Source organism: Haloferax sulfurifontis (genome assembly GCF_014635105.1).
GTDB classification, from domain to species: domain Archaea; phylum Halobacteriota; class Halobacteria; order Halobacteriales; family Haloferacaceae; genus Haloferax; species Haloferax denitrificans.
In genome coordinates this window covers 476,653-489,550 of sequence record NZ_BMCI01000003.1, presented here as the reverse complement: position 1 = coordinate 489,550, position 12,898 = coordinate 476,653, and the positions used below count along the sequence as shown (strand labels likewise).

The following is a 12,898-nucleotide window of genomic DNA, read 5'->3' as shown; positions in this document are numbered from 1 at the left end:
GACTGCGCCGCGAAAATCCGAGTGTCGGTTACTGCTCGTTGATGGCGTCCGAGGCGATACTGCGGCCGCGAGCGTTGAGTTGCACCTCGTGGCGCACGCGAATCTCCTCGACGACGTTGTGGTCGATGAGTCGCTGAAAGAGCTCTTCGACCTCGTCCACGTCGAGGCCGAGGAAGTTCGGGATGTCGAACGGCGAGACGCCGGAGTACAGCGCCGTGAGGACCTGCTTGTCCGTCTCGCTCAGGTCGATAGAGGTCTCGGAAAGCTCCTCGCCCTCGCGGAGGAGCGTGTAGAGGAAACTGATGGCGCGGTCGGAGCCGGAGATGTACGTCTGGAGGCTCGTCCCCTCGTCGTCGGAGTGTTCGACCTCGATGACGCTCCGGTGTTCGTCGACGATGGTCCGCTCGCCGGTCTTCACGTCGCCGATGTCGTCGAGGCGGATTTCGACGAACTTGCCGCCGACGGTCGCCATGCTCACGGCCTCCGTCTCGACTTTGAGCCGGGATTTCTCCCACTCGGTGTTCTGGACGACGCCGCCGGCGACCGCGGGGTGTCGCGCGAGGAACTGCTCGGTGTTGAGGAGCGCGCCGAAGAAGTCCGTCTCGAACTCGTCGTAGTCGACGGGCGCGAGCAGGACGACGCCCGACGGGATGTGGACGCTGAAGTAGTCGGAGACGGTCGCGATGCGCTGGTTCACGTCGTATCGGCCGCCGAACTCCCGTATCTTCGAGAGCTGAATCGTCCGCTTGCCGCCGGTGCCAGCGAGGATGAGCCGCCTGTTCGAAAGCAGGATGCGACCGCTCGTCCAGTCCACGTCGTGCATCTCCCGGCCGTTCTTGACGACCTGGAGGAACCGCCCGCGGGTGTCTCCGAGCTTTTGCTCACCGGGCTTCATCGCTCACCTCCCGACCGCGGTGTCGCTCGCGCGGTAGATGCGGAGTCGTTTCTCGACGGGGTCGAACTGCTGTCGACACGTCGGTGGGATGGTTTCGGTCATGCCGATGGTGAGGTAGCCGTCCGGCTTCAGCGCGGAGCCGAGCGTCTCGAAGACGGCCCGTTTCGACTCGGTGTTGATGTAGATGAACAGGTTCCGGCAGACGACGAGGTCGAACGTCCCCGGCGGCTCCTCGCGGATGAGGTCTCGCCGCTCGAAGCTGACCATGTCGGTGACGGCGTCTTTCACTTGGAAGCTGTCGCCGTCGCGGTCGACAAAGCGCTCCCACCGGCCGATGGGGTCGAGCTGTTCGGCCACGTCGTTGGTCTCAGACGCGCGGTACTCCCCCGCTCTGGCGGCGCGAAGAATCTCGCGTTTGATGTCCGTGCCGACGATTTCGATGCGGCGCTCGTCGACGCGGTCGTCGTCGTGGGCGAGCATCGCCAGCGAGTAGGCCTCGCGGCCGTCGGAGCAGGCGGCGCTCCACACCTTGATGGGGTCGTGGCGGCTCCCCCGCGAACTCAGGTCGCGGAGCACCTCGCGGAGCGCCTCCCACACCTCGGGGTTCCGGAAGAAGCTCGTCACGTTGACCGAAAGCGCGTCGAGGAGCGCCTGCTGTTCCTCCTCGTCGTCGGTGAGCAGGTCGTGGTACGTCCCGTAGTCGTCCACGCGCCGCCGCCGCATCCGGGCGGAGATTCGGCGGTCGAGATAGGCGTCGTTGTACGAGCTCGTCTGGAACCGCAGGGCGTCTTCGATGTAGTCCAAGAGCCGGCCGAACGCCGGGTCGTCGGTCGCCGACGAGGGCATCAGTCGGCCGCCTCCTCGGTGGTCCCGGGGAGCTGGCTCGGGTCGAACTCGCGCATCGCCTGCTCGCTTTCGGCCGGGAGCGCGAGCGTCGACACGTCCAGAATCGGGATGACGTTCCCGTCGCCGATGACGGCCGTTCCCGACAGCCCGCCGACGCCCGAAAGCGGCCCCTGCAGGGGCGTCACGACGACTTCCTCCTGTTTCGTCACGCCGTCGCAGTGGAGCGCGACCTGCCTGTCGTCGGGGCGGATGCGGACCACCATGCCGTCGTCGGGCTCGGGCGAGTCGATTTCGAGCGCCTCGCGGAGCCGAATCAAGGGGAAGATGGTCTCCTCGTGGACGATGACCTCCGCGCCGTTGACCGTCTGGACGCGGTCGCGGCGGCTAATCTCGTCGATGTACTTGATGGGGACGCCGAACTCGCGGTCTTCGACCTGGACGAAAAGCACCTTGATGATGGCGACCGACACCGGAAGCCGGATGTTGAACGTGCTTCCCTCGCCGGGTTCGCTGTCGACCGACACCGAGCCGTCGAGCGACTCGACGGTCGTCTTCACCACGTCCATGCCGACGCCGCGGCCGGAGACGTCCGTGATTTCGTCGTTGGTCGAGAAGCCGGGGTGGAAGATGTAGTCGTACACCTCGCTGTCGGGCATCTGGTCCAGTTCCTCGCGGGTCGCCACGCCCTTGTCGACCGCCTTGTCGCGGACGGCGTCGGCGTCGATACCGCTCCCGTCGTCCTCGACGGTCACGATGACGGTGTCGTGTTGGCGGCGCGCGGAGAGCCGGATGGTCCCCGTTCGGGACTTGCCGTTCGCCTCGCGCACGTCGGGTTCCTCGATGCCGTGGTCGACGGCGTTCCGGAGGACGTGCATCAGCGGGTCGGAAATCTCGTCGAGGATGGTGCGGTCGAGTTCGATGTCCGCGCCCTCGACTTTGAACGAGACGCGCTTGTCCTGCTCGCGGGCGAGGTCGCGCACGAGCCGGGGGAACTTGTCGAACACCTTCTTCAGCGGGATGAGCCGCATGTCCATCACGGTGTTCTGGAGGTTCGACGATATCTTGTCCAGCTCGTCGAGCGTGTCGAGCGCGGTCGTCTGCCCCACGTCGATAGCGTTTCTGAGCTTGATGCGGCTCGTCACCAACTGCTCGACGAGCTCGTGGAGTTCGTCGAGCTGGTCGACGTCCACGCGGACGGACTTGACCGCCGAGATGGAACGAGCCTCTTTTTTGTTCTCCTCCTCGTCGGCGTCCGACGGCGACTCGTCGTCCGCCGTCGCTTCCTCGTCGCTTTCGCTTTCGGGCGACTCGGAGTCGGGCGACGCGGTTTCGTCGGCGTCGCCTTCGGCCCCGTCGTCGCTCTCGGAAGCGTCGGTGGCGTCCACGTCGCCAACGTCTATGCCGTCAGCGTCGGCCGCCGGGGCGGACTCGTCGCCGCCGGCGAGCGCGTCGGACACGTCGGTCGTCTCGACCGTCGAAACCTTCCAGAGGCCGTCGAGTTCGCTCTCGACGACCGCGGCGTCGCGCTCGGCGACGAACAGGTCGAAGCCGTCGCCGAACTCGCCGTCCTCGATGGCGTCGCGGCTCGGGTTCGCCCCGACCACGTCGAGGTCCTCGGGGATGCTACTGAGGAAGATACCGGCGTCGACGCCCTTCATCTGGCCCGCGTCGAGTTCGACGTGGGCGTGGGTGAGCGTGGTCGCGTCGAGGGTGTCCGCGTCGACGCAGTTGGCGGCGAGCGTGTCGAGGTCGACCGACTCGCGGTCGGCCTCGTCAGACGCCGCCGTGTTCGAGTTTCCCGCGTCACCGCCGTCCTCGACGGCCGCGCGAATCTCCTCGACCGTGTCGGTCGGGTCGATGGTGGACTCGCCGTTCTCCTCGATGTCGTGGAGGATTTCCACGATGAGGTCCATCCCGTCGAAGACGAGGTCCATCCGCTCGGCCGTCACGTCGAGTCGCTCGTGGCGAATCTCGTCGAGGAGGTCCTCGACGGCGTGGGCGACCGTCGCGGCGTTGTCGAAGCCCATCGCGCCGAAGTTGCCCTTCAGCGTGTGGGCCTGCCGGAAGATGTCGTCGATTGCCTCGGTGTCGTCCGGGTTCGACTCCAAAGACAGAAGCGAGTTGTTCAACTGCGTGATGCTCTCTTCGCTCTCGGTGATGAATGCTTGGTAGAGTTCTTCGTCCATGGTCAGGTAGTGAGCCCGCTGAGTGCTTCGTCTGCGATTCGCTCGTCGGCGGAGACGGTGTCGACACAGCCGGCCTCGATGGCCCGCTTCGGCATCCCGAAGATTGCGGACGTCTCCTCGTCCTGTGCGACCGTGTGGCCGCCCGCCCGCTTGATTCGGGTCATCCCCTCGACGCCGTCGCGGCCCATGCCCGTCAGCAGGACGCCGGCCAGCGGCGCGTCGACCGCCTCCGCGGCCGACGCCATCGTGAGGTCGATGGCCGGTTTGACGCCGTGGAGCGGCTCGTCGTCGGAGAGTTCGAGCCGGAGGCGTCCGGCGCGGTCGCCGGTCACGAGGAGGTGCGAGCCGCCGGGTGCGATTCGAATCTGTCCGGGGCCGATTCGCTCGCCGTCTTCGGCCTCGCGGACCTCGTAGTCACAGCGGCCGTCGAGCCGCGCCGCGAAGCGCTTCGTGAACCCGGCCGGCATGTGCTGGACGACGAGCACGCGGAGCCCGGCCTCCTCGGGGAGCGCCGCGAGCAACCGCTCGACGACGTTCGGTCCGCCCGTGGACGCGCCGATAATCAGCGTCGAACCCTCGGTCGGAAGCGACTCGGCGGCCGCCGCGGTCGAGGTCGTCGCCGCCGCGGTCGCCGCCGGCTTCTGTCCCGTCTTCGGCGGGCGAGCCCCCCGGCGCGTCGCCGAGAGGTCGACCGCCGCGGCGGACTGAATCTTCTCGACCAGTTCCCGCTTGACGCGGGGCATCTCCGAGGTGACTTCGCCGCCCGGCTTCGTCACGAAGTCGACCGCCCCGCGGTCGAGCGCCTCGAACGTCACGTCGGCGTCCTCCTCGGCGTGCGCCGAGAGCATGAGGACGGGCGTCGGACACTCCTCCATGATGGCCTCGACCGCGTCGAGCCCGTTCATCTCGGGCATCTCGATGTCCATCGTCACCACGTCCGGTCGGTTCGCCTCGACCACCGATACCGCCTCGCGGCCGTCTGCCGCCTCCGCGACGACCTCGACGTCGGCGTCTTCGAGGAGCGTGCGAATCAGCGTCCGCATGAACCGCGAGTCGTCGACGACGACCGCTCGCGTCGAGTCCGCGCCGGCGGCCGAACTCATCGCCCCCACCTCCCGGTGTGGGAACGACGGGCGCGACGGGTCGCCGAGCGGGCCCCCCGTCGAGGGGTCGGTGGATTGTTTCGTGTGCCGTTTCGTAGACCGCTCATCTACCCCGAGGTTCGGAAATCGGGTATATAAACACTCGGCGAGGATAATCACGGCTGATAATCGGGTACGTACCTTTATACGCTGAATCTGACCACTCTGAAGCGATCAGGTGGCGGCGTCTGTCGCCGCCGGGGTTGACCATGCGACAAGATGCAATCACGACCGAGGTGAGCGCGGACGAGACCGACGCGGAGGACTCCGCCGAAGAAGTACAGGTGCTGGAATTCCAACTCGGCCCGGAGACGTACTGCGTCGACATCGAGTACGTGAGCGAAATCGTCGACAAGGGCCAGCTCACGGCGGTGCCGAACGCGCCGGACTACGTCGAGGGCGTGATGGACCTCCGCGGCCGGACCACGTCCATCATCAACCCGAAGTCGCTTCTCAACATCGACGCCGAGGGCGAGTCGAAGCGCATCGTCATCTTCGACCCCAACAAGTTCGAAGACGAGGCGGCGACCGGCTGGCTCGTCGACGAGGTGTATCAGGTCGTGCGCGTCTCGATGGACGACGTGGAGGACCCGCCGCTCGAAAAGGACGACTCCATCGAGGGCGTCATCAAACGCGACGGCGACCTCGTCGTCTGGATTTCGCCGGTGCACGCCATCGAGTAAGGCGGTTCGACGACCGGCCCCGCATTCGTTTTCGAGACCCTAGTCGGCGAGCGACTGCTCTCCCGCCGCGACGCCCCGACCGCTTGTGAGCAACACGACGACGAGCGCACAGCCCACGACGACCCCCGCGAGCCCGAACGCCGCGACGTAGCCGGCGGCGTCGGCGACGAAGCCGCCGAGCGCCGAGCCGACCCCGCCGCCGAGGCTCGAAAGCGCCGTGTACGCGCCGAGGGCCTCCCCGCGAATCCGGTCGGGCGCGAGCCGCGTCACCATCCCCGTCGCCGTCACCGCGATGATAGCCCACGTGACGCCGATGACGAGGAACGTCGCGCCGAGGGTGACGAGCGCGGCGAGCGCGGCGAACTGTGTACCGACCACGGCGACAGCCGGGAAGGCGAATCCGCGGGTCGCCAACGCGCCGACCTGCAGGCGACGGGGGTCGTGTCGCGCCGCGAACGCGCCGACCTTCGCGTAGCTCACCGCCGACCCGAGACTCGAAAGCACGAACAGGGCGAACACCTCGTCGGCGGTCCGCCCGGAACCGACGAGGTACGCCGGGAGCGGCCCGAAGAAGACAGAGAAGCCGACGAAAAACAGCGTCGCGGCCGCGAGGTACCGGAGGAGCTCGGGTGTCATCCGCTTCCGGAAGTCGTCGAGGTCGAAGCTATGGAGCGCCCAGTAGAGCCGCGAGGGGCCGTACGGGACCGCGCGGACCGAGCGCCCGACGAGACCGCTCCGCCGGCGGATGCCCGCCGAGACGCGGGCGAACCGCCGCGCCGACACCGTCGAGCGCTCGGGGTACCAGACGCGGACGAGGATGGCCCCGAGGGCGGCGGCGACCGCGGCGGCGACGAGGAACCGCCGTTGCACGGCGAGCGCGTCGAGGCCGAACAGCCGCGGGGCCAGCGCCGACCAGACCGCGCCGACGACGAGGCCGCCGAGCCAGCCGTAGCCCTGATAGTGGTTGAGGACGCCGAACCGGCGGTTCCAGTCCTTCGAGGGGACGCCCTCGACGACGATGAGGTTCAACACCGGCGCGGCCGCCGCGACGACGAACCACAGGAGGGCGTTGGCGACGAGGACCGCGGCCGGCGACGACACGGCGGCGGTGAGAGAGAGCGCGCCCGCGGTCGCCGCGAGCGCGACGAGGATGAACGGCCGTCTGCGCTTCGCGCGGGCCGCCAGTCGGCCCCAGAGCACCGCGCCCGGCGCGCCGGCGAAGGCGGCGGTCGCGGCGATGAGGCCGACGAACAGCGCGTTCGCACCCAGTTCGATGGCGTACAGCGGGACGACGAGCGACGACGCGCCCACCGCGGCGTAGCCCAGCGCCCAGCCGAACAGCCATCGGTCGCGGTTCCTCGCCTCCGAACGCCCGTGTCGGTCGGTCACACGTCACGAATGAGACCGGTGAAACAAAGTCGTTACTCCCCGAAGGCGCGCGAAAAGCAGGACATATATAGTCTGAACAAAATCCTCGGACAACCATGCTCGGGAGCGAACCACCACATACGGGGGGACGGTCGTGACGGACGACTCCTCTCCCTCCTCGTTCGTGCAGTACGGTATCGACGACAAACCACCCCTTCCGACCGCTCTCCTTCTCGGCGCCCAACACTACCTCACCATGGTGGGCGCGAACATCGCCGTCCCCCTCATCCTCGCCGGAGCCCTCGGCATGCCCGCCGACGTGGTGCCGCGGTTCGTCGGAACGTTCTTCGTCGTCTCCGGCATCGCGACGCTGATGCAGACGACGTTCGGGAACCGCTACCCCATCGTGCAGGGCGCGCCCTTCTCGATGCTCGCGCCGGCGCTCGCCGTCGTCGGCGTGGCGACGGCGGCCGACCAGTCGGGGGTCGCGTGGCAGAGCGCGCTGTTACAACTGCAGGGCGCGATTATCGTCGCGGCCGTCGTCGAGGTGTTCGTCGGCTACTTCGGCCTGCTCGGACGCCTCCGGAAGTTCATCTCGCCGGTCGTCATCGCGCCGACCATCGCGCTCATCGGGCTGTCGCTTTTCAACGCCCCGCAGGTCGCGTCCGCCACGAACAACTGGTGGCTCCTCGGCCTGACGCTCGCGCTCATCGTCCTGTTCTCGCAGTACCTCGACACCGCCCATCCGGCGTTCAAGCTGTTTCCGGTGTTGCTCGGCGTCATCGTCTCGTACGTCGTCGCCGCCGGCCTCTCGGTCGCGGGCGTCATCGCCCCCGGCGCGGCGGGCTACGTGAACCTCCAGACGGTCATCGAGGCCCCGGCGCTCATGCCCATCTACCCCCTGCAGTGGGGCTTCGCGGGCGGCCCGGGGGCGACGACCGTTTCGCTCCCCGTCGTGGGCTCGGTCGCGTTCGGCGTCCCGCAGTTCACGACCTCCTTCATCATCGGGATGCTCGCGGGCGTCGCGGCCTCGATGGTCGAATCGTTCGGCGACTACCACGCCGTCGCCCGGCTCTCGGGCGTCGGCGCGCCCTCCGAGCGCCGCATCAACCACGGCATCGGCATGGAGGGCCTGATGAACGTCTTCTCGGCCGTCATGGGCGGGAGCGGCTCGACCTCCTACTCCGAGAACATCGGCGCAATCGGCCTCACGGGCGTGGCCTCCCGCTACGTCGTCCAAATCGGTGCCGCCGTGATGCTCGTCATGGGCTTCGTCGGCTACTTCGGCCAGCTCATCGCGACGATTCCCGACCCCATCGTCGGCGGCCTCTACGTCGCCATGTTCGGCCAAATCGTCGCCGTCGGCCTCTCGAACCTGAAGTACGTCGACCTCGACTCCTCCCGGAACGTGTTCATCGTCGGCGTCGCCATGTTCACCGGCCTCGCCGTCCCCGCCTACATGGGGAACGTCGGGAGCGCGGCGGCGTTCCGCGAGGGGATGCGGCAGGTCGCGCTCGTCGGCCCCGTCCTCGGGACGCAACTCGTCGCCGACACGGTGTTCGTCATCGGCTCGACCGGCATGGCCGTCGGCGGCCTCATCGCCTTCTTCTTCGACAACACCATCGCGGGCACCCGCGCCGAGCGCGGCCTCGAAGAGTGGGAAGACACCGTCGAAGACGACAGCGACTTCGAGTCGGCGCTTGACCGCTTCCGCGGCGACGAGTCGGCGACGGCCGACTGAGCCGACCGACGCGCGGACTTTTTCGGGTCGCCTAAAAATCGATGCGTTTTTCTATAGTTAGGCGCGCCTAAAACCATGAACTACAGCAGACGGCGTCTCTTGCAGACGACGGGACTCGCAGTCGCGACCGCCGGACTCGCGGGCTGTAACGGCCAATCGAGCGATGAATCGACCACCGCCGCCGAGACCGATTCGGAGACGGAGACCGCGGACGGAACGACCACCGAGGACGCCGAGTCGTCGGTGAGCGTCGACGCCACCGTCGCCGTCGCGGCCGAGTGGAACGCGATGCGCGCTCGGCTCTACGACACCGTCGCGCTGGCCGCCGCGGGGCGACTGGGCACGGCCGCCCGCGTCACCGGCGACGTGTTCGCCCGGTTCGAACAGTCGTCGGGCGAGTGGGGCGCACACGAGCAGTTGGAGGCGACGAACGAACAGAACTACGAGACGTTCGAATCGCACCTCGGCGGCGCGCGAGAGGCGTACGCCGCCGGCGACGCCGAGCGCGGTGCGGACCTCGCGGTGCAGGCGGCCGACAACCTGCTGGCGGCCCAGCGCGGCCGGGTCGACGCCGCCGTGGTCGACGCGCTGGACGTCCTGCTGTTCGGCGCTCGCGCCCGCGACGCCGGTCTGCTCGCCGCGGCCGGCGAGGTCGACGCCGCGGCCGAACTGGCGAACGCGGTGTACGAGGGCTTCGAGGACGCGCCCGCCCACTCGGCGCTCGAGTCCGCCTCGGGCGAACTGTACGAGACCTTCGAGGCGGCCGTCGAGGGTGCGGCCGACGCCGGCGACGCCGAGACGCTCGCCGCCTCGGCCCGGACCGCCGCCGCGGCGACGGTCGACGCGAGCTACGAACTCGCCCCCGAGACGGTCGCGGGCGCGGGCCACCTCGCGCTCATGCAGGCGGTCGGCTTCGACGCCGAGGTGCTGGCCGGGCTCGGCGGTCCCGGCGACGAGTTCGCCCACGCGGCCGCGCTGTCGCTCTACCGCGCCCGCGCCGCCGACGTGCCCCGGTTGGTCGCCGCGGGCGAGGCCGACTTCGCCGCGACGGTGGCGAGCGACGTGTTCGCCCACTTCGAGGGCGCCCGGGCGCACGAGGCGTTAGAGGAGGCCGACCACGACGCCTACGAGGGCTTCGAGGGCGGACTTGAGTCGCTGACTGAAGCCGCCGAGTCGGGCGACGTCGCGGCGGCCGAGGAGGCGGTGGCGACGGTCGACGAGAACCTGCTCGCGGGAATCTCGGCGCTCGTCGGCGGCGAGGCCGCGACCGTCCTCGAAGCGGCGTTCTTCCGCGCCCGCCTCGGCGACGCCCGCGAGCTGGTCGCGGTCGGCGAGACGGACCGCGCCGCCGCGGTCGGCGAGGACCTCTTTTCCCGCTTCGAGGAGAACGAGGCGGACCTCCACGAGTCCGTCGAGGAGGAGTCCGAAGAGCTGTACCACCGCTTCGAGGAGGAGCACCTCGCGGGGCTCGTCGAGGACGCGGCCGCCGGGAACGCCGGCGCCGCCGCGGCCCACGCCGAGGGCGCGACGGACGCGCTGTTCGAGTTCGAGGCGGCCGTCGGCGCGACCGCCGAGGTGTCGGCCGCCGAGGCCGCGTTCTTCGGTGCTCGCGGGTTCGACGCCGCGGCGCTCGCGCAGGTCGGTGCGTCGGCCCGTGCCGCGACGGTCGTCCAGTCCACGTTCGCCTTCTTCGAGGCCGGCGCGGGCGGCTACCACGAGACCTTGGAGGAGGCCGACCACGACCTCTACGAGTCGTTCGAGGGCGCGCTCGGCTCGGTCCGAACCGCGGCCGAGGAGGGCGGCGACACCTACGGCGCGGCCAAGACCTACGGCCAGCGAGCGGTCGATTCGATGTACGCCGTCGTCGCCACCGCGGCCGCGGACGCCGGTCTCGGAGCCGCCGCGTCGGAGCGCATGACCGGCGTCTTCCAGACCTTCGAGGAGGCCCGCGTCCACGAGGCGTTAGAGGAGGCCGACCACGACGCCTACGAGGGCTTCGAGGCGGCCCTGTCGGACTACGTCGCCGCGCTGGAGGACGGAAGCGAGGTCGACGCCGCCGCGGAGACGTACGCGACGGCGACGGCTCGCGCCCAGTTCGCGGTCGTCGGCGAAGTCGGGAAGGCCCCCGAGGCCGGGAGTACCGATGAAAGCGGCTCCGCGGACACGTCACTCACCGGCGGTCCGAACGTCGTCGAGGGCGTTCCCGAGGAGGCAGACCACGTGGTGAAGATGAGCGCCGTCGCGTTCGAACCGGCGGAACTGACCGTCTCCGTCGGCGACACGGTCGCCTTCGAGCACGCCGCCGGCGAGGCGCACTCGGTCACGGCCTACGGCGACGACCTCCCCGAGGGCGCGGCGTACTGGGCCTCCGGCGGCTTCGAGTCCCAAGAGTCGGCCGAGACCGGATGGGGCGAGGGGAAGGGTGCGGTCCAGTCGGGCCAGTCCTACGTCCACACCTTCGAGACGGCCGGCGAGCACGCGTACTTCTGCGTGCCCCACGAGGCCGCGGGCATGACCGGAACCGTCGTCGCCGAGGAGTAGCGTCGTCGAGAAGCGGACTTAGTCCCCGTCGCGCCCGGTCCGCCCGAGCGCGACGAGCACGAGGTAACCGACGAACCCGGCGGCGAACAGCAAGACGGGAATCGCGAAGGGGCCGAACGTCTCGATGAGCCCGTCCACGGGACCGAGTTGAAGCATATCCGAGCCACGGCCGCGCCGCGGATAACGTTCCCGGCGGCGGCCGGTGCGGGCGACCGAACCGGTTCGCGGCGGGCGCACCCACCGAGCGACGCCGGGCGCTCACTCGTCGTAGGCGCTGTCGTCTACGTCCGGGTCTGCCGCCGCGTCCGCGACGTCGTCGGCCACCGTCCCGTCGGCCGCGTCGCGGGTGCGAGCCGGTCGCCGAACGCCGCCGTTCGAGAGTCCGGCCGCGGGCGATTGCCGGGTCGCCTCGGCGTCCGCCGAGTGGACGTGCACGTCCCGCTGGGGGAACGGAATCCCGATGCCCGCGTCGTTCAGGCGCTTGTATATCTCGCGGTTGAGGTTGTGCGTCGCCTTCCCGCGTTTGAGCGGGCTGTTGACCCAACAGACGAGTTCGTACTCCAGCGCGTCGGGACCGAACCGGCGGAGCCGCGGCCGCGGGCGGGGGCTGTCGAGGACCAGCGGCTCGTCGAGGGCGATGTCGGTCAGGAGTTCTTCGAACTCGTCGACGTCGGTGCCGTAGGCGACGCCGACCGGGACTTTCAGCCGGCGGCGGCGGTTCGGCGCGGACTCGTTGATGATTTTGGCGGCGTTGAGCACCGAGTTCGGCACCGTCACGAGCAGTTCGTCGCGGGTGAGAAGCGTGGTCGAGCGGATGCCGACCTTGACGACGGTGCCCGCCTCGCCGGAGTCGAGGACGACGTAGTCGCCGATTTTGTAGGTGTCGTCGAAGTACAGCGCGATGCCGCCGAAGAAGTTGGCGACAGTGTCCTTGGCGGCGAAGCCGACGGCGATGCCGGCGATGCCCGCACCGGCGAAAAGCGGCGTGATTTCGATGCCCCAGATGTACAACAGCGCGCCGATGGTGCCGACCGAGACGACGATGGTCCAGACGTTCGAGAAGACGGGCGCGAAGTCGTAGCGACTGCCCTTGTCCTTGACCGCGTCGACGAGGCGGTTGACGAGGCGGTTGAGCGCCCACGCCCAGATGACGATGCCGACAGACAGCGACGGCAGGCCGAAGAAGTCGTTGAGCGTCGCCGCGTCGACGACGAGCGCCTCGGCGACCGCGGGCGCTCTGGAGAACAGGAAGACGCCGGTCAGCGAGACGGTGACGACGATTGGCCACCGAAGTTCTTGGACGACGATGTTGTCCAGAGAGGTCTCGGTCCGGCTGGTGTACCGAAACAGGAGTCGGATGACCACCGTCTCCATGACGAACGCGCCGCCGACGGAGATGAGAAGCACGAGGGCCGTCACCTCAAGCGCCGACAGGCCCGAGAGGAACGACGAGAGGTGTTGGCTCATGCCGCGGAAATCGCGGCCACCGGGGATAA

10 protein-coding genes are annotated in these 12,898 nt (G+C 69.0%); 3 read left to right on the top strand and 7 right to left on the bottom strand.

Features of this window, described 5'->3' with window-relative positions:
- Positions 1 to 28 precede the first annotated feature (28 nt).
- Genes IEV64_RS10815 through cheB form a run of 4 tightly spaced genes read right to left on the bottom strand, consistent with a single transcriptional unit; the run spans position 29 to position 5,030 of the window.
- Entirely contained in the window at positions 29 to 895 is an 867-nt protein-coding gene (locus IEV64_RS10815; protein WP_188423860.1) for a CheF family chemotaxis protein, read from the bottom strand.
- Between the two features lie 3 nt (positions 896 to 898).
- Positions 899 to 1,741, bottom strand: a complete 843-nt coding sequence (locus IEV64_RS10810) for a CheR family methyltransferase (RefSeq protein WP_007273522.1) — start codon at positions 1,739 to 1,741, stop codon at positions 899 to 901.
- A complete protein-coding gene (locus IEV64_RS10805; RefSeq protein ID WP_188423859.1) occupies positions 1,741 to 3,927 on the bottom strand; it encodes a chemotaxis protein CheA in 2,187 nt (728 codons plus the stop codon). The genes IEV64_RS10810 and IEV64_RS10805 overlap by 1 nt, the downstream gene beginning before the upstream one ends.
- Positions 3,928 to 3,929: 2 nt before the next feature.
- Positions 3,930 to 5,030: a chemotaxis-specific protein-glutamate methyltransferase CheB gene (gene cheB / locus IEV64_RS10800; RefSeq protein ID WP_188423858.1), complete on the bottom strand. Its 1,101-nt coding sequence runs from the start codon at positions 5,028 to 5,030 to the stop codon at positions 3,930 to 3,932.
- 248 nt (positions 5,031 to 5,278) lie between these two features.
- Here cheB and IEV64_RS10795 point away from each other — a divergent pair, with 248 nt between their 5' ends.
- On the top strand, positions 5,279 to 5,752 hold the full coding sequence (locus tag IEV64_RS10795) for a chemotaxis protein CheW (RefSeq protein ID WP_007273525.1): 474 nt from the start codon (positions 5,279 to 5,281) through the stop codon (positions 5,750 to 5,752).
- Positions 5,753 to 5,791: 39 nt separating this feature from the next.
- On the opposite strand, the gene IEV64_RS10790 is transcribed toward IEV64_RS10795, so the two are convergent.
- Positions 5,792 to 7,141 (bottom strand): MFS transporter, encoded by a 1,350-nt coding sequence (locus tag IEV64_RS10790; RefSeq protein ID WP_188423857.1) that lies wholly within the window; start codon positions 7,139 to 7,141, stop codon positions 5,792 to 5,794.
- A gap of 133 nt (positions 7,142 to 7,274) precedes the next feature.
- Here IEV64_RS10790 and IEV64_RS10785 point away from each other — a divergent pair, with 133 nt between their 5' ends.
- Together IEV64_RS10785 and IEV64_RS10780 are read left to right on the top strand one after the other, a co-directional pair.
- Positions 7,275 to 8,861: a uracil-xanthine permease family protein gene (locus IEV64_RS10785; RefSeq protein ID WP_007273527.1), complete on the top strand. Its 1,587-nt coding sequence runs from the start codon at positions 7,275 to 7,277 to the stop codon at positions 8,859 to 8,861.
- Between the two features lie 75 nt (positions 8,862 to 8,936).
- On the top strand, positions 8,937 to 11,402 hold the full coding sequence (locus tag IEV64_RS10780; RefSeq protein WP_188423856.1) for a DUF5059 domain-containing protein: 2,466 nt from the start codon (positions 8,937 to 8,939) through the stop codon (positions 11,400 to 11,402).
- An 18-nt stretch (positions 11,403 to 11,420) separates the two neighbouring features.
- Here IEV64_RS10780 and IEV64_RS10775 read toward each other — a convergent pair whose 3' ends face one another.
- Both IEV64_RS10775 and IEV64_RS10770 read right to left on the bottom strand, forming a co-directional pair.
- Positions 11,421 to 11,558: a hypothetical protein gene (locus IEV64_RS10775; RefSeq protein ID WP_007273529.1), complete on the bottom strand. Its 138-nt coding sequence runs from the start codon at positions 11,556 to 11,558 to the stop codon at positions 11,421 to 11,423.
- Positions 11,559 to 11,660: 102 nt separating this feature from the next.
- On the bottom strand, positions 11,661 to 12,869 hold the full coding sequence (locus IEV64_RS10770; RefSeq protein WP_188423855.1) for a mechanosensitive ion channel family protein: 1,209 nt from the start codon (positions 12,867 to 12,869) through the stop codon (positions 11,661 to 11,663).
- Positions 12,870 to 12,898: the final 29 nt, after the last annotated feature.